This is a genomic window from Cellvibrio sp. ATLC23, from assembly GCF_057196725.1.
In genome coordinates, this window is the sequence record NZ_JBXUOS010000002.1 from 80,568 (window position 1) to 98,835 (window position 18,268).

Annotated in this window: 11 protein-coding genes; 1 reads left to right on the forward strand and 10 read right to left on the reverse strand. The window is 46.5% G+C overall.

Annotated elements, in window-relative coordinates; translation table 11 throughout:
* Positions 1-18: 18 nt before the first annotated feature.
* Together AC2CG4_RS03385 and AC2CG4_RS03390 are read right to left on the reverse strand one after the other, a co-directional pair.
* Positions 19-4,611, reverse strand: coding sequence for a two-component regulator propeller domain-containing protein (locus AC2CG4_RS03385; protein WP_484484925.1), 4,593 nt, complete (start codon positions 4,609-4,611; stop codon positions 19-21).
* Between the two features lie 255 nt (positions 4,612-4,866).
* Positions 4,867-5,712 carry a GTP-binding protein gene (locus tag AC2CG4_RS03390; RefSeq protein WP_484484926.1) on the reverse strand — a complete coding sequence of 282 codons (846 nt, stop codon included), beginning with the start codon at positions 5,710-5,712 and terminating at the stop codon, positions 4,867-4,869.
* 279 nt (positions 5,713-5,991) lie between these two features.
* Here AC2CG4_RS03390 and AC2CG4_RS03395 point away from each other — a divergent pair, with 279 nt between their 5' ends.
* Positions 5,992-7,044, forward strand: a complete 1,053-nt coding sequence (locus tag AC2CG4_RS03395; protein ID WP_484484927.1) for a LacI family DNA-binding transcriptional regulator — start codon at positions 5,992-5,994, stop codon at positions 7,042-7,044.
* Positions 7,045-7,124: 80 nt separating this feature from the next.
* On the opposite strand, the gene nagB is transcribed toward AC2CG4_RS03395, so the two are convergent.
* From nagB to AC2CG4_RS03435, 8 genes are all read right to left on the reverse strand, one after another.
* Positions 7,125-7,919 (reverse strand): glucosamine-6-phosphate deaminase, encoded by a 795-nt coding sequence (gene nagB, locus AC2CG4_RS03400; protein ID WP_484484928.1) that lies wholly within the window; start codon positions 7,917-7,919, stop codon positions 7,125-7,127.
* A gap of 71 nt (positions 7,920-7,990) precedes the next feature.
* Positions 7,991-9,148 carry an N-acetylglucosamine-6-phosphate deacetylase gene (nagA, locus tag AC2CG4_RS03405; RefSeq protein ID WP_484484929.1) on the reverse strand — a complete coding sequence of 386 codons (1,158 nt, stop codon included), beginning with the start codon at positions 9,146-9,148 and terminating at the stop codon, positions 7,991-7,993.
* A 59-nt stretch (positions 9,149-9,207) separates the two neighbouring features.
* Entirely contained in the window at positions 9,208-10,296 is a 1,089-nt protein-coding gene (locus AC2CG4_RS03410; protein ID WP_484484930.1) for an acyltransferase family protein, read from the reverse strand.
* Between the two features lie 71 nt (positions 10,297-10,367).
* Complete coding sequence (gene nagP, locus AC2CG4_RS03415; RefSeq protein ID WP_484484931.1) at positions 10,368-11,672, reverse strand: N-acetylglucosamine MFS transporter NagP; 1,305 nt, start codon at positions 11,670-11,672, stop codon at positions 10,368-10,370.
* Positions 11,673-11,687: 15 nt separating this feature from the next.
* The gene (nagK, locus tag AC2CG4_RS03420; protein WP_484484932.1) at positions 11,688-12,614 is read right to left on the reverse strand and encodes an N-acetylglucosamine kinase; all 927 of its coding nucleotides are present in this window, start codon (positions 12,612-12,614) and stop codon (positions 11,688-11,690) included.
* Positions 12,615-13,043: 429 nt separating this feature from the next.
* On the reverse strand, positions 13,044-13,748 hold the full coding sequence (locus AC2CG4_RS03425; protein WP_484484933.1) for a DUF6445 family protein: 705 nt from the start codon (positions 13,746-13,748) through the stop codon (positions 13,044-13,046).
* Positions 13,749-13,799: 51 nt separating this feature from the next.
* Positions 13,800-15,323, reverse strand: a complete 1,524-nt coding sequence (locus AC2CG4_RS03430) for a tryptophan halogenase family protein (RefSeq protein WP_484484934.1) — start codon at positions 15,321-15,323, stop codon at positions 13,800-13,802.
* Positions 15,324-15,400: 77 nt separating this feature from the next.
* Entirely contained in the window at positions 15,401-18,127 is a 2,727-nt protein-coding gene (locus tag AC2CG4_RS03435; RefSeq protein ID WP_484484935.1) for a TonB-dependent receptor, read from the reverse strand.
* Positions 18,128-18,268: the final 141 nt, after the last annotated feature.

Sequence of the window (18,268 nt, forward strand, 5' to 3'; positions counted from 1 at the left end):
TAAGCGCAAAACTCGCCGTTAAAATTGAATCCGCGCTGTATCGATTGAAGCCTCAAGCTCAATAAGACCTTGCGCAAGCATCTGATTGAGGTTTTTATCGACTGCCGGATTCATATCCAATACCACCCCCGGTTTACTGGCAACGCCAACCCAGCAATCGCGCCCGGCATTTTTCGCGGCGTAGAGCGCGCGATCAGCGGTATCAACCACTTGCTCCCAGCTGAGAGTATTCGGCACTTGCGGATAGAAAGGATATGCCGCATAACCAATCGAGCAGGTTTTTTGTAATTGCTGACCATCACCCAAATCAAATACGCAGTTCGCCACCGCCTGCCGAATGCGCTCGGCCATTTCCGGTGCTTCTGCACGCGAGCAAAAACGCGCAACAATTAAAAACTCTTCACCGCCCCAGCGCACCAGATAATCAGAATCGCGCAGCACAACTTCCAACAAACGGCTCAATTGTTCCAATACTTTATCGCCTGCGCTGTGCCCATAGCTGTCATTGACCGCTTTAAAATGATCGACATCGAGCAACATAAAAATCAAATCGTGATCTTTTGGCAGTGGCGGGTGATTTTTGCTGTCACCCGTTGCCCGCTGCGCTGCCAACCAGTTTTGATATTCGCGCTCCGCCAAAGAGATATCGGCGGCGATAGATTTACTCAAAAACCGACGATTGTGTAAACCGGTGAGCGGGTCAGACAAACTCGCCTCTTCCAATTTTAGGTAAGCATTTTGCAGTTCTTGCTGCGCTTGTTTTAAACCTTCATTTTTAGCGCGCAATTCTTCGGTGCGCTCCGCTACTTTGCGATCCAAATACTGTGTGGCGCTGTACAGCTGCAAATGCATATCGACGCGTGCAAGCAATTCTTCTTTAGTGATAGGTTTAATTAAATAATCGTTTGCGCCCACCTCAAAACCCATCACCAAATCTTGTGTCTGACTGCGCGCAGTGAGAAAAATAATGGGCAATTCATAGGTGCGATAGGATTCGCGCAAACGTTTACAGGTTTCATAACCCGACATTTTCGGCATCATAATATCGAGCAATACCAAATCAATATCGCCATGCTCCTGCACCAGTGCAAGCGCCTCTTCACCACTGGCAGCTTCAGTCACTCGATAGTTACGCAATGCAAGATGGTTCACTAACACGAGGCGATTAACCGAGTCATCATCCACCACTAAGATGTGCCCCTGATGCACCTGACCGCTGTTGAATTGTCGAGCTTCATTTAATTGCTGGGTGGACGTTTCTACAAAGTCAGTAACCGGCTCATGTGTAGTGTCATCCTTACTCGCAGTTACCGGTAGCTTGAGCGACATAGGCAAGCTGAAACTGAATACTGAACCCTGCCCACTATGGGATTGCACACGCAGAACACCGCCGTGCAACTCGACTAATTGTTTGGAGATAGACAACCCCAAACCTGTGCCGCCGTAGACTCGTTCAGCGCGCCCATCAACTTGATGAAATGGTTGAAAAATAATGGCGAGTTGGTCCGGGGCAATACCAATTCCGGTATCGGCAATATGCACCCAAATCTGCTCGTCTTTTAATTCGGCATAAATATTAATACTTCCCTCGTGGGTGAACTTCACCGCATTGCCGATCAGGTTGTGCAAAATTTGCAATAGCCGATCTTCATCAACATAGGCCGCAGGTAAATTTTCCGGCACCTGATTGTGTAGCGTCAGTGTTTTATCACCTACCAATGGGCGTGAAAGTGTAATAACTATATCGACCAGCACCCGCAGATCTACTGCTTTTTTGTGTAGGGTTACCCCTTGATTTTTTAATTTGGCAAAATCCAAAATATCATTCACCAGCGCAGACAGCCGCTTTCCACTGGCGGCAATCAATTGCAAGCTGTAACGCGTGTGTGAAGGCAACGGGCCATTCAAGCCATCCAATAAAGATTCCGCTAAACCAATAATACCGTTCAGTGGTGTGCGCAACTCATGAGAGGTATTGGCCAAAAACTCATCTTTTAACTTGTCCACCTGCTGCAGGCGGCGCACCACCGAACGCTCTTGTTCTACCTGCTGTTGTTCATAGCGCAGTTTTAATTGCTGAATCCGGATAAACCAATAAAACAGCAAAAATAAAACTAATAAATAACCCAGATAAGCCCACCAGGTTCGCCAATAAGGCGGCGCTATGTGAATCGCTAAACTTGCATATTTATCGCTCCAAATCCCGTCGTTATTACTCGCCTTCACTTCAAAGACATAATGACCGGGATCGAGGTTAGTATAAGTTGCGGTGCGCTTTGAACCGGAAAAAATCCAGTCGCTGTCAAAGCCTAACAACCGGTATGCATATTGATTCTCTTCTGTCATTTGAAAGTTGAGCGCAGAAAATTCAAAGGTCACCACATCATCTTCGTGAGTCAGGAAAATGGCATCGACATGATTGATAGCTGCGGTCAAAGGCGAATTTTTTGCATTCACTGCAACCGGCTTGTTGAGAATTAAGAGATTGGTAAACACAATCGGTGGTGCGTATTGGTTAGTGGTAACACTCGCCGGATTAAACACCACAAAACCTTTGCTGTTACCAAAAAATAATTCACCTGATTCCATGAGCACAGGTGAATTGCGATTAAACAAATTGTCACTGAGACCGTGGCGCTTATCAAAATTGCGAAATTGTTTTTTATCGGTATCAAAACGTGCAATGCCTTTTTGGGTGCCCAACCACAAATAGCCCCGCGCGTCTTCCACTATGCCGGCAACCACATCATCCGCAAGACCATCGCGCGAGGTAAATGCGGTAAATTTACCGCTGGCCCGATCAAACAAGTTGATGCCGCCGCCATCTGTTCCCACCCAAAAATTGCCGCGACTATCCTCGAAAATCGCAAACACAAAATCGGCACTTATACTGGTGGGGTCAGCATCCACATGGCGATAGCGGGTAAACGTTTCTGTTACAGGGTCAAATAAAAATAAACCGCGAATACCACCGACCCAAATGCGCCCCTCTCGATCTTGGTACACCACTCTGGCATAAAGGGCGTTATCGCCGTCGAGCTGCTCAGCTTCAGGCACAAAATAACGAAACGAATTCGACTTGGGATCGTAACGATTCAGCCCCTCCTCTGTTGCAATCCAGATATAGCCCTGCTGGTCGCGTATTACCGACCAACCCTCGCGGCCGCGAATAGCCGAAGGGTCTTCAGGATCGGGCAGGTAGCGGGTAAATGTTCCAGTGGCGGTATCCAACCGGTTAAGTCCGCCAGAATAAATACCCAACCATAAATCCTGATCTGTTCCCAAAGCCATCGACAGCACTGTGTTGCCGCCAATACCCGCAGGATTTTCAGCGTCGTAAACGTAGTTGGTAAAACGCTGGATGTGGGACTCAAAATAATTTAAACCGTAACCGGAACCGATCCAGAGATTGCCCTGTTTGTCTTTTAACCCGGAGAGCACACCGCCACCAGTCACGCTATTGGCGTCATTTGGGTTGTGATGATAGTTATGAAAAATCGACGCTTGGCGATCAATTACATCAACACCGGAGGGAAAATAGCCGAGCCAGATATCACCCGCCCTGTCTTCAAATAGCGCATTTACCACATAGTTGCCAGGTGATGCTGGCTTGGTTTCGTCGTAAGTAAAACGCGTAAAATGCGTTGCACCGGGCGGGCGTACATAAACAGCGCTGCCATCGCCTACCCACAGATTTTTGTGGCGATCTTCCAGTACCGCCATCACCATCGCGCTTTTCTCTTGATTGTCATGTTTCAGCGCAACAAACTGTTCGCGCTTGTCATCCATCATAAAAAGACCTGCGCCATAGCTGCCCGCCCATAGGTTATTGGCAGAGTCGACATAGAGCTCACGAATATCGGCAGAACCCAATCCCTGCTCTAACTGATAGCGACGCACCTCTCCGGTATTAGGATTAAAACGGCTAACACCGCGCCCCAAATGACCGAGCCATAAATAGCCTTGCTGATCTTTAGTAACAGTCCAGATCAACCCCTCAGCTTCCGCACTGGACGATTCATCCCGCAGCGGGTGAAGTTGGAATTGATGTGTGGTGCGATCAAAACTGTATAAACCACCGCGGCTGGCGAACCAAAACCGGCCATCTTCCGTTTCCTCCATCGCCATAATGTCATCCGCGCTGATGAGATGACCGTCAGTGGCGATCTGGTAGCGGGTAAACCGGTCTAATCTGGCATCGTAACGATTAATGCCATTGCGGGTTGCAACCCATAGCTGTCCCGCACGGTCGAGGTGAATATCATTGACGTAGTTATTGCTCAGGCTATTAGGGTCTAAAGCATCCCTACGATAAATCACCAGATTGTAGCCGTCGTAACGCGCCAAGCCATTGGCGCCGCCGAACCACATAAAACCTTCGGAGTCCTGCGCAAGGGTATTGATGTAGCCGATCGCGGCAACTTGATCGGGCAAAATATGACTGAATGAATAATGGGGCGGAGCGCTCTGTAATATAGGCGCGGTATTGGCAAACGTGCAGGGCGATGCAAATAGGGAACAGGCCAACAAAAATACAATTCGAACAAGGTACGCAATAACCAGCTCTTGTTGTAAACCTTGAGCCTTTCTCCTATCAATGTAAAAACGCACAAGATCATCCTTTGTAGCCGTGGGAGCAATACACTATAAATTATAATTTTGAAGTCAGCTTAGTTGATAGCACCGGTAATCGCGGTACTTTCATCTTTATTAGCAGAAGAAATTTTATCGCCAACAGAATCCGCGCAAATTGGTTATATCTATCTGACGGGCAGGCATTTTATCAACTATCCATAGTATACGGAGGGAACAGGTGAACAGTTACAAGGTTCAAGCTGGGGCACCCCAGCCTGAACACCAACAACACTAGTGCAATTGATAGGCAGTAACAGAATTTTTGAAAAAGTTGGGAATAAACACTTGCTGGGTATTCGGGTCATAGCCTATGTCAGCTGTATTAATTTTTTCTGCCTGCGAGTCGATCAGTAGCTCAATTTTGCCATCGCGATAGACGTAATACACCAACCCAGGCCAGCAGGAGACTATGAACTCACCGCGGGACACCATCTCTATACCATCAATACCCTGAGCAAAACCGGTCGCCAAGGTCAGTGGTTTTTTATCCGCTCCCACCAGCAACAGCTCCTTGCCCGCCCCCACAATCAAATTAGAACCAAAGACTTTCAAGCCATTTGCACTAGTCATATTCTCCAGATAAAGACTAGGTTCATCTTTTTCAATTCGGTGAACTCTATTGGTGCGCGTATCCGAAACAAAAACAACGCCACTGGAATTAACGGTTACATCGTTTAAAAATACCGAATCAGCGATGGGAATCTTTTTAATCACTTTTCGTTTTTTAATATCAATGACCACTAACTCCGTAATATCGGCCACATATAGACGGTTCTTATATATTGCCATGCCCTTGGGAGCATTGAGGCCAGTAAGCCAGTTTTTGTCGATCACGGCTCCATCAGTCGCCAAGGTCGCTATGCCACCTTTACCATCAACTCCATCGCCCTGACCGTCAATCAGCGCAACAAATAAATAGGGCTCTTTTTTATCTGCAACGTAGAGTACAGACTCGGGAGTGGGTAAATCAGATGTTAGCCATAGCGGTTCAAGCTTGTGCTGCGCCTGAGCCGCAATACTGATCAGCGCTAGCAATGGCCATAAAAACAGAGTCAGGGGGGCAACGTACTTTCTCATCCAGCACCTCAATTATTGTTGTGGGAGTAATATTTTATCTGCCGACTAACTGCGGTCGACTGGCTACACCTTAACCTTAGACTATGGTGCCATTGAGGATTTGGGCATCGCAAAACTCTTTACATAACCTTGCGCCGCGCGCCCCAGATGCGTTACCTGAAGCTACAAATAAATACAGCGGCAGCGAAATCATTGCGCTTGGATAGCCTAAGCTCTACCCTAGCAACCAACCAACTCAATGAACGTTGATAACCCATTGCCCGATAAGCCCAATAACTTATGAAAACCAGTGTCGATAAACACGCGCCCAAGTCCAAAGCCACGATCAAAGATGTGGCCAAACTGGCCGGAGTCTCCTTTAAAACTGTGTCGCGCGTGATTAATAAAGAAGGAACCGTCGGCCAGGAACTGCAAGACAAGGTCATGCAGGCAGTCAAGGCATTAAATTACCAACCTAACTTATCCGCACGCTTATTGCGCGGCGCGGCCTCATCGATTGGTTTTATTTACGATAACCCTAACAGCAACTATGTGATCGATATGCAGAAGGGAATTTTGGGGGAATGCCGCCGCCAAGGCTATGAGCTGGTTATCCACCCTTGCGACTCCAAAGCCGATGACATTATTGATGAAGTGCTTAACATGGTGGATCGCAGCCAAGTAGGCGGGCTGGTGTTGACGCCACCCATGTCGGAAATGCCAGAGGTTTTAACCGCGCTAGGTAAACGCAAGATACCCTTTGTACGAATTCTCTCTGGCTCACAGGCGCCAGACAAAAAAGGCCCCTGTATTTTTATTGACGACCGCACCGCCGCCCACAAGATTACCCAATACCTCATCGATCTGGGGCACAAGTCCATCGCGTTTTTAGGCGGAGAAGAGGCGCATAAATCGAGCGGTGAGCGGTTGGAAGGCTACAAGGCGGCGCTCAAGAGCAACAAAATTACTCTCGATAAAAAATTAATTTTGCCAGGTGAATACTCTTTTGAGTCTGGAGTCAAACGCACCCGCCAGCTGCTCGCCTCTAATTTAAAACCCACCGCTGTGTTCGCCTGTAACGATGAAATTGCCGCAGGCACCTTGTTCGCTGCACGCATTCAAGGGGTGGATGTACCGCAACAACTATCCATCGTCGGCTTTGAAGATAGCCCCTTCTCCCGCCAAGCTTGGCCAAACCTAACCACGGCACAGCAGCCAAACCCGACCATTGCGGAGCGCGCCACCAGCCTATTAATCGATACTATTCGCGATAAACGCGATGTGGAAAGCGAAGGCTTTTATCCACAACTGATTGTGCGCGATTCCACCTGCCCTGCGCCATCCAAACGTTAATTAAACACAACTCAACGCAGCAAAAAGGCCGACTTGCTACCAAGTCGGCCTTTTTGCTTTATAGCCGTAACGATAAAAAATTACGCGCGACCTAGTCGCTCCAGTAATTTTTGGTTTTCAATTTCGATGTGTTTGTACAAGTCAACATCCGAGAGTAGAGACGCCGCCGCCTCATCGATTACCAATACCACTTGTTCATGTAGTTGCAGAGCCGACGCAGGGCATGCGGCAGTCAGCGGGCCTTCTACCGTCGCTTTAATTGCCTCCGCTTTATTTTCACCGGTCGCCAACAGCACCACTTTTTTAGATTCGAGAATAGTACCAATGCCCATGGTGATGGATAAATGTGGTTGATATTCGTCTGGGCCAAAAAAGCGTGCGTTATCATCAATGGTTGCACGAGTCAGGGTCTTGATACGCGTGCGCGACATTAACGATGATGATGGCTCATTAAAACCTATGTGACCGTTGCGGCCTATACCCAGCAACTGAATATCAATCCCACCTTTTTGCTTGATCGCCGTTTCGTATAGTGCACAAGCAGTAAATGGATCTTCCGCATCACCCGGTGGAACAAAGGTAGAGGCTTTATCTATATCCACATGATCAAATAATTGTTGATTCATGAAAAAGCGATAGCTTTGCGGATGATTCGACGGCAAACCCAGATATTCATCCAGATTAAAACTGCTAACTTTCTTAAAAGAAACCCGGCCACTTTTGTAAGCTTCAATTAATTCTTTGTAAAGCGCCACCGGCGTTGAGCCAGTTGCCAAACCCAACACTGAATCAGGTTTGCGGCTAATTTGTTTAATAAAAATATTTGCGCCGTATTGAGCAACCGCAGCAGCATCTTTCAAAATAACAACTTTCATTGAACACTCCAGTGAGTGGTATTGACCGAATAAAAATAACAAAAAGCATCTAAAACTAAATTTTTCAACACCTAGCCGTGCCGTAAAAAATCGCCCGCAATCCAGGTGTGAGTCACGCGATAATCATCGGTAAAGTGCACCAAGTCCGCACGAAAACCCGGTTGAATACGACCCAAATAATTATCAACCTGCATATATTCAGCAGGATAAAGTGACGCCATACGCAAACTTTCACTCAACTCCATGCCCACCCATTCAGTATTTAACCGCACCGCATCAATCATACCAATTGCGCTGCCGGCCAAACGGCCTTCAGCATTGACAAGGCAACCATCTTTTTCAAAAATCGTTTCGCCATAAATTTGAAATGATTTTTCTGACGAACCAACAGTGGACATAGCATCGGTTACTAAATAAATTTTACCTCTGGGTTTTGCCGCGCAGGCAATGCGCGCAGAGGCAGCGTGCACGTGATAGGTATCGATAATAATTCCGCACCAGCTATTTGCATCTTCCAAGGCTGCACCAACAACACCTGGCTCACGGCCAGTAGTTGGGCGCATCGCATTGTATAAATGGGTAAATCCAGAGAGTCCCTCTTTTAAGGCGTTTACCACTGATTCGTAATGTGCATCCGTATGACCAGCGCAAACCACCACACCTGCGGAGGTTAATTGTTTAATTTGACCGGGCGCCGCATGCTCAGGTGCAAGTGTGAGCATGACTTTAAAATTGTGCTGGCCTTTTACCGAGGCCACCAGCCAATCTATATCTGCCTGTTCCATTACGCGAATATAACGTTCGTTGTGCGCACCGCGTCGCGCCATATCAAAAAATGGCCCTTCGACATGAACGCCTAAAACACCTTTTATTCCCGCAGCGACCGCATCCGCAACCGCTTTAACACCAGCTTGATGCACTTCGCGGGTGTCGCTGATCAAGGTAGGTAACAGCGAGGTGGTGCCAGTTGGACGATGACCATTCAACATGGTTTGAATAGCATTGACACTGGTATCGTTCGTAAAAAAAGCGCCACCGCCGCCGTTGACTTGTAAATCAATAAATCCCGGTGCAATTACACCGCCATCCAACAAAATTTGCGGAATGTTTTGATCCAGCCCAGCAACAGGAACCAGCGCGGTAATCTGCTCGCCTGCAATCACTAGCGCATAATTATCCAGAAACTCTTCGCCGGTAAAAATGCGTGCACCTACTAACGCTTGGTTCATAACAGCACCTTTAAACAACACCTGTAAAAATACTTTGTCGCATCAAATTAATCGGAAAACTACAAGCTGATAATAATGTTACGCTTATGTAAAACCCATGCAACGAGCCATAAAACCCCCACCATTAACAGCGCAAAAAGTAACGATGCAAAATAAGGATCGGCAATGCTACGGAACACGCCATAAAGCGCTGCATAAGCAGATTCGCCTGCCACAGGAATTAAATACAACGTAGTTGCCAAAACACCGGACAACACATAAATAAAGAGCGGGTTTTTACCGATAATTTCAAAGAAGTGATACACCGGCTTAATCGCATTGGCTGCAGCTGACTGCTCAATCTTGACCAGTAAAATCAACAGCAAAATCGCCACACCACAAGTCAGTAAAACAAACGAGCTGGTCCACAGGGATTTATTAATCGGGAATACCGTATTCCACAATATCGCTGCGCCAATTAACGCCAGTGCCGCCACAAATAATTTACTCAATGCTTGCTGTTTATCTTCACTTGCGAGCAAAACCCGCGCGGCTTCAAAACCGATAATCACATTCACTATGGCAGGAAAGGTACTCAAAATTCCTTCAGGGTCAAATGGTATGCCCTTGCCCTGCCATAAATGACTCGCGCCCAAAACACTCAAATCAAATTGGCGCACAATGCTGTGTTCCAAACTGTAAGGGTCAGCGGAAAGATTTAACAAACCCCAATAGCCAATCAATAGAATTGCACTGATGATTACGCGCCCGCTAAAACCAAAATACAAAATAATAAATGACGCAAAAGCGTAGGCGATGGCGATACGTTGCAGTACGCCCATCACTCGCCACTGCGCAAGACTTTCAGTAAAGGGATAAGCAGCGAGCAACACACCAATTAAAAACATCAGCGCGGCGCGGCGTAGAATTTTTTTGGATTGCTCGGCAAAGGTTAACTGGCTCAGGCCACGCACTGAAAAGTACATGGCAGAGCCGACAATAAACATAAAAAAGGGGAAAACAAAATCGGTGGGCGTTGCGCCATGCCAATCTGCATGCAGCAACGGCGCGTACACAAACTCCCAAGAACCGGGAGTGTTTACCAAAATCATCAACGCGAGGGTCAAACCACGCATGACATCCAAAGCTAGAAAACGTTGCTTGACCATCGGATACCTCGCAGCTGATCTAATAGTGCTATCTGTGTGGAACAGTCCAGCGGAAAAACCCCAGGTAAAAACTATTTCCAACTGCGCAGTTTGTATCCTTTAGCTGCATAAAAGAGAAGGAACAGGTAGCAAGGTGTCATCACAATGTAAGCGGTTTGGCGATCTATAACGGTTGACAATGCGCCCATTATTACGGGCAATACCGCGCCACCGGCGATTGCCATAATCAACAGCGCAGAACCGGTCGCTGTGTATTTGCCTACACCACTTAATGCCAAGGGCCAAATGGCGGGCCACACAATCGCATTTGCCAAACCAAGCAAGGCAATACAAAGAATGGTATTAGGGATTGACGGGACGCCAAGGAAGGCAAACAGTGATGAAATTGAGGTTGATTCATTACTGCCAAACACAATACTCAAGCTAAGGAATACACCCAGGACGGAAGAAACAAGCAGCATGTTTTGTTGCGAGATCACGCGCGGAATTAACAATATTCCCAAAATGTATCCAAACACCATACAGGACATAGTGATAGAGGTGAGAATAGAGAAATTGCTAAAACCAATACTGCGACCGTAAGCACCAATCGTATCGCCAGCAATAACTTCAACACCAACATAAAGGAATAATGCAATTACACCCAATACCAAATTTGGAAATTGCAGTGCACCGCGCAGAGGTAATTTTTCTTCTTTATCTTCCTCTGATACCAGCTCGGGCAACGAAGACAAACGCACCAGAAGCGCGACAACACCAATCACCAGCCCCATATAAATGTAAGGCATCACCAAATTATTGGCCATTTGTTCAATTTCTTCAGCCGAAGGAGTGGTAGTCGGGTGACCGGACATGCCCCCTAAAATTAAGGCAGTAAATACCAAGGGAGCAACAATGCCGGCAGACTTATTGAGAATTCCCATTAAACTAATGCGGCGTGCAGCAGACTCTTCTGGCCCCATTTTTACAACATAGGGATTTACCGCTGTCTGTACCAGTGTCTGCCCGGCACCCATCATAAATTGAGCAATTAAAAATAAACCAAACCAATGGGTTTTTGCTGCGGGAATATATAAAAACGCAGCAGATGCCATCACCCCTAAACCAATTGCCATACCATTTTTGTAACCAACTTTACGGATAACCCAGGAAGATGGCAGCGAAAAAACCGTTACCGCAATATAAAAAGAAAACAAAATAAACGAAGCTTGAAATGGCGTCAGCGCTAATACAATTTCCAGATATGGCATCAGTGAGCCATTCAGCCAAGTGACAAATCCGAAAATAAAAAACAAACCCGCAATCATCACCAAAGGAAGTGCAGAACCTCTTTCATTGGTATGCGGCACGTGAATAGCTACAGCTTCGTTATTCATGATCTATTTCTCGCGTTAAATAGTGGTGGCTAAAACACTTTGATTATTATTGGCTAGCTTGAAACGCTGCTTGGCGAAATACACGGCGCCAAATTCCGGTTGGTATAAAGCGGGAGAAAGGTGGGCAGACATCTCTGGTTCCATCCAGGGAATAAGACGCGGCGCAAGACCACCGATGATCGACATACGCCCAGGGCTGGTTGCCCAGAGCTTGCGCGCAATGCCACTCATATAAGCGGCACCTTCTTTAGCAATACTGATGGCAACTGCGTCACCGGCATCGGCGGCGTCCACCACAAAAATAGCAAACTTGGCGTAATCACCTTGTTTAGCACCAAACATGCGGTCAACGATCATGACACCAGAGGCTTGCAAAAAATCGCCAATGGATTTACTTAAACTGGTTTGCGGCCCCAAATCATCGGACGCAAGCAAAATTGCCTGAATAGCTTGCAAGCCCATCCAGGCACCACTGCCTTTATCGCCTATAGGGAAGCCATGACCACCAATAAACAGCGATTGATCACCCACGTAAGAATAGCCACAGGAGCCAGTTCCACAAATCATCACCGCACCTTCATCACGATTGTGCGCACCCAGGCAGGCAATATGAAGATCGGTGGTGAGATACATTTCTTTAAAGGGATGTTCCCAAGCTGACATCACATCATAAAGACTCGGAACATTAACGCCGGCAAGACCAGCACCTGCGATTAACTCGCCCATCGCTGACGGTGGCAAACCGGCATCGATCAGCGCCAGCTCAGCAGCGGTGCGGATAGAGTCTTTGGCTTGTTGAACACCTTGAAAAGGATTGGCAGGGCCGCCGACGCCGGTACCCAGCACTTGCAAATCTGCGGTCATGATACTTGCGCGGCATTTAGTGCCGCCGCCATCAATCCCTATATACAAGGTTTGTTCGCCGAGTGGCATCTTTGCCATGATCTACCTCTTTATTTTTAGCGCAAATATCCAGCTAATTAGATAACAACCAGACATTCAGAATTCGACCCATCCAATGAACAAGATAGAGCTCTCAATTAAACTATGATGATAGCAGAGAGTTAAAAAAGGTTAGTGCCCCACAGGACACTAACCACAAGACCACTACTACAGCTCTAGAGAACTCATGCCCCATGATACCTTGCTTGACAAGGAGAGTTATCAAGCGCGGCTTTCATCATCGGACAGATTTAGATTACGCCCTTCGGACAACGTTGTCAAAGGGATTTTTGACTTTTTTGCACTCACCCAATCAAATGTAAAAAAACAGCCGGCGAAGAACCGAAAAAAGAAAATCTGCAGCCAACTTCAAACCAGCGCACCGTGAATACAGACAACAATTTTGCGCAAGAAAAACAACAATTAATTTTATCCGTCATAACTAAAAAATATATTTGCTGTTAAGCGCCCGACCCGGGGATCAGGATTAAGACTGAGACTTGATAGAATATTGGCTGAGTGCAATATATTGCCGCGGTACACTAACAGGCGATTAAATCTAGCAGGCACAAAACCAACCTTTGTGAATAACTCATTGGACTCTGAAAAATAGCGCCGCTCTGTTTTTTTGCTATTTAATTCATCGTAAGAAATATCCAAGTATTGCTCTGACCGCTCGGGAGTTATAGCTTCATACCCTGTGTGATTATGACGATAGAATCCCGTACCTCCATGTTGCTCATCGCACAGATAGAGAAGTGTTGCAAAAAAGTATGGACTACTCGCATCAAAATGCGGGATTCGCTGCAGCGGCCCCAGCTCTACTTCAGGTACCGTCATCATGCACATGGCGTCTTGCAGCGGTTTTATTTTTCGCTCCGCAGGAATGTTATATTCACGCTTCACAATGGGTTCAAGCTGAGCCCTTATTTGCTCGCCCAGTCCCGCCGGTGCCGCAGTACGCACACCGGGATAACCTTTGCGCTGCACTGCTGCAGCGTAATGCGCAAAGGTTGCATGCTGAGCAAAGTCCACCAATTGCATTGGCTCCGCAAGAAAATCATCAAAACAAAGTATTTTATTATTCTCATCGCCCATACGCAGAATTTGCAAACTGAGTGAATCATTAACCATAGCGAGCCTCAAGGATAGCCTGTTATTTTACTTTGAAACCGATAATGGCAATTAACGGGAATCAAGCGCCCTTTTTAATTCTGTCAGCCATTGGCGATGCGATAATAAAGCATCGCCCATTTGCATAGATTTTTCTTGCACCTGCCGCACCAACTCTTGCGATCTATTTTTTTCTGGCAATGCCATCACCCCGGGACGGGTTGGGTAGTTCATGCCATAAAGAACAAATAAATAATTTTCCACTCCGAAAATATCAAACGCGCTAAAAAAGTCGGATTTTTTAGGCGGGGCGATAGTCCACATTGCCAAGCGCTCCTGCAAAATATCAGAAACCACCCTATTTTCAGTGCTCTCTCGCCAGAAAGAAGAGTCGCGCCTATCTGAAATCAAATAATGCAACTGAACAAAGTCAATCACACGCTCCCAGGTGTAGCGCATTACTTTATTGCAGTAATCAGCGACCAAGGGAATGTCATCTGCAAACTTGGGGAAATTTCGCGCCAACTGCAATGCCGCAAAATCGGTCACTAAAATTGATGTTGCTTCCAAGGGCTCCACAAACCCTTGCGCCAGCCCCAATGCAGCGCAGTTTTTCAGCCAGAAAGATTCTCTATAGCCAATTGCCATAGGAATTTTTCGCAGATTAGCATTTTGCAGATCGCGCCCCATATAATCAGAAAAGTTGGCGACCGCTTCACTTTCACTCATGTGTTGGGACGAGTAAACAAAACCAATTCCGCGGCGCTGGGTGAGCGGGATATCCCAAATCCAACCCGCACTATGCGCGGTGGCCATGGTGTAAGGTTTTATCTCATCGGTCTCAGCAATCGGTTCCTGAAGTGCCAAGGCCGCGTCTGTTAATATTTGTGCGGATTTATCTAACAACGGAACCGCTAGCGTTTTCCCCAGTAGCAACGATGAGAAACCAGAGCAATCGACAAAAAAATCAAACACCTCTGTTCTTCCATCGGCATAAACAAAACCATCAATATTGCCATCTGATTTTATTTTTACTTGCTCAATAGTTTCAACTATATGCCTGACAGAAAATTTTTCGCGGGCATTTTTCGCTAATAATTCTGCAAATTTTACTGCATTAAAATGGTAGGCATAATCGACCGCCCCTACATAGGGTGGCGATGATTTTTGCTTGGGCGAGCGATTCAGCTCTGCCACTGAATAAATTTCCGACAATCTGGAAAACTCAAAATCAGCCGTATTGTTAAGCCAATAATTGGTGACATCGTATCCAGATGGGAAAGGGGAACTAAAGGGATGGTAATAGAAATGATTATGGCCGTGTTTATCTGCATCCATCCAGTTTGCAAACTTAATACCTTGTTTAAAGGTTGCATCGCAGCAGGAAAGCAACTCAACTTCTGCAATACCAAATTTCTTTAATGTCGCTTTTATTTGCGGAACGGTTCCCTCTCCCACCCCGATAATCGGGATATCTTTGGATTCAATCAACGTAATTTCAATTTCAGGGTCACGAGCTAACTCCACCCCCAGATGATTTGCCGCCAACCACCCAGCCGTACCACCACCGACAATTGCTACGCGTTTAATTTTCATGGATCACCTGCCACAAATATTTACAACAAAAAAGCCCAGCATAAGCTGGGCTTTTTAATTACTCAGCTATTTGGCAATTAAAGCTTGAAGCTTACGCCCAGCATATAACTCGCTTCACCTTCAAATGACCAAGCAGGGAAGCCTTCCAACAGAGGGCGCTTGGTGCCGTAATCTGCAGCCCAGAATTCGGCTCCGCCATACTGAACATCATCCTCCTCAAGAATATTGGTCGCTTCAAAACTGATGCTTATGCTATCAGTTACATTCCAGCCCAAGCTAAGATCCAATGAACCGAAGTCATCGTGCATACGGTTGCCGTAGTAACCAGTTTCACGAATCATGTACTCTGAACGCCAGTTGTATGCAGCGCGAGCAGAGAACTCATCATTTTCCCAGTAGCCTACCAAGTTCACACTGTCTTTAGAGGATTCAGTGAATACACCAAGACGATCCGTATAGCTTTCCAATGGCGCATTAGCATTTACATAGGTGTAGCTTGCAGCGATACCGAAGCCATTATCAAACGCATGGTTAATTTGCAGTTCGATACCATCGATTTCACCACCACCAGCGTTTCTCATGGTGACTACTTCCCAGTTATCCACGCCGCTATCTGGGCTTACCAGACCAACAGATTGGTTTACTAGAATATCGCTGGTTACAAAGTTATTAATTGACTTAACAAAGTAAGTCGCAGACAACATGTTACCGTCACCGTAGTAGTACTCCAAACCAAGATCCGCCTGGGAAGCTTTCATTGGCTTCAAGCCAACATTACCAGTAGTCAGGCGCTCGTTACCTGGAATTGAATCCTCATAACCAGTTTGGCCCGCATTGGTGAACATATCATTGTAGTTTGCGCGGCTGATTGCTTGCGAAGCAGTAGTACGCAACACCAAGTCATCAGTCAGATCAAAGGTTACGTTCAAGCTTGGCAACACATCATCATAGTCTTCGCTAACAGATGTTTTGTTAGTGCTGTAATAGAGATTTTGACCTAAATCGCCAGCAGCCAGCGGAGTACCATCCAATGCATATGACTTACCAGTGATTTCACTGCTGATATAACGTAAACCAAAGTCACCTCTAACGGCATCAGCTTCAAAAGTGAACATACCGTACAAAGCATCGTTTTGTTCGTTCAGCGCAGCATAACCTGCACGCTCCTCTTTCCAGTCAGTTACATCTGCCAGAGTTGCTTTAACCATTGCACCCAGTACTGGTTTTGGCGCTTTGAAGCCATGAGAACCCACCTCAAAGGTACCGCTATAAAACATAGACGTATCGTTTAACTGCTGATAACCCGCCTTAAGAGTTTCAGGATTTATCTTCCCAAACACCGCCGCATCAGAAGACTTCTCTACATCGTGGTCGGTAGTACGGAAACCAGTTTTGAAGGATTTGATTGCACCAAGATCAAGATCAAATTCGAAGTCAACTTGAGCATAGCTCTCTTCGTCTGAGTTTGGCCCTCTTTTTACAGCCCAAGATTCAGCGGCTGCTTTATCACGGTAGTTGTCCAAAGTCATGTTCAGATCAGATGTAGCATTGATCTTAATTTTCTTACCGGAAGCATCGATGCTACCTGCCCACAGTGCCATGTTGTAGTCACCCAAGCTGGCAAAGTGCGAGAAGTTGGTAGTTAAGTCAGTACCACCATCAGCCTTGGTGTTACCCATACTGGCAGTTACCTTGAATGAGTCGCCAGCGTATTCAGCGTTAACATCGAAGGTTTCAGAGTCCATGCTCGCAATACGACCCCAAGTTTGGTTGAAGGTCTCTGTTCCCAAAGCACCACTCGCCCAACCAGCAGTCAAGTCACCACGAACTGGATTCTTGGTTGTATTCTTGACACAAACACCGGCAGCGTTAGTTTCAGAGCAAGTATAGTTAGAAGACTGATCCAAAGCAGAAAAGATGTAAGTACTGGTGTTAGTGTTATTGGCTTTCAAATCCAAAGACAAATAGTGCACACCAAAGGTCAATTCATCTGTAGGAGCCCACTGTGCAGTTACATCCAATGCTGTACGCTCACGCTCCTGGATGAAAGTAGTTGGGGAAACATCATCCCACCAACGGTAATCTGCCTCAGTACCACGACGTACGTAATCTACATTTTCAGTGGCTCCTGCAACCAGAATACCGAAAGTCTCTGAATCATTTTTCCAGCTATACAAACCAGAAACTTCTGGAGAAACATCATCGCTAATAGTGCCAGAGCGCGCCTTAGCACCCACGTAAACAGTGTTAGCGTCCATATCCAGCGGCTTGCGAGTTTTAACTATAACGGTACCGCCGATACCACCTTCGTTCAAATCAGCTCGTGATGATTTGTAAACTTCCATGCCGTCAACCAATTGTGATGGCAGCAAGGAGTAGTTAAAGCTACGGTCGATAGCTTGCTGATCGTACCAACCGGTAGAAGCAACGTTTTGACCATTCAATTGAGTCAATGTCATTTGTGGTGCAGCTCCACGAATAGATACAGAGGCACCTTGACCAAAAGCACGGCCAACAGTTACACCTGGAACACGACCAAGTGACTCACCTATGTCTGAATCAGGGAACTTGCCCACATCTTCTGCCGATACAGCATCTACTACCGCAGTAGAGTTACGTTTGATATCAACAGCGTTTTTCAACGCGCCGCGAATGCCTGTTACCAATACTTCTTCTGGCTCTGCGCCTGCACCTTGTGCATTGGCAGTAACTGCAAAACCCATCATGGCGACAGCGGCTACCGAACCGAGCATCAGTGCACTCTTATTGGCCAGCTTGATCGCATCACTTAACTTGTTACGCATGGTTATTCTCCCGTGACTTGGCATTTGTGTGTATTTAATGATGAACTAACTTTTCAACAACTGGGGACACAAGACAACGTTGTCGATAAACCAACACTACTCACACAGGACAACGTTGTCAACGGCTTTGTAAGGCAATGT

Coding starts and splice junctions, on each gene's coding strand:
- AC2CG4_RS03395 (WP_484484927.1), top strand. CDS start 5,992: ATGAAAACCAGTGTCGATAAACACGCGCCCAAGTCCAAAGCCACGATC.
- AC2CG4_RS03425 (WP_484484933.1), bottom strand. CDS start 13,748: ATGGTTAATGATTCACTCAGTTTGCAAATTCTGCGTATGGGCGATGAG.
- nagK (WP_484484932.1), bottom strand. CDS start 12,614: ATGGCAAAGATGCCACTCGGCGAACAAACCTTGTATATAGGGATTGAT.
- AC2CG4_RS03430 (WP_484484934.1), bottom strand. CDS start 15,323: ATGAAAATTAAACGCGTAGCAATTGTCGGTGGTGGTACGGCTGGGTGG.
- nagB (WP_484484928.1), bottom strand. CDS start 7,919: ATGAAAGTTGTTATTTTGAAAGATGCTGCTGCGGTTGCTCAATACGGC.
- AC2CG4_RS03410 (WP_484484930.1), bottom strand. CDS start 10,296: ATGGTCAAGCAACGTTTTCTAGCTTTGGATGTCATGCGTGGTTTGACC.
- AC2CG4_RS03390 (WP_484484926.1), bottom strand. CDS start 5,712: ATGAGAAAGTACGTTGCCCCCCTGACTCTGTTTTTATGGCCATTGCTA.
- nagA (WP_484484929.1), bottom strand. CDS start 9,148: ATGAACCAAGCGTTAGTAGGTGCACGCATTTTTACCGGCGAAGAGTTT.
- AC2CG4_RS03435 (WP_484484935.1), bottom strand. CDS start 18,127: ATGCGTAACAAGTTAAGTGATGCGATCAAGCTGGCCAATAAGAGTGCA.
- nagP (WP_484484931.1), bottom strand. CDS start 11,672: ATGAATAACGAAGCTGTAGCTATTCACGTGCCGCATACCAATGAAAGA.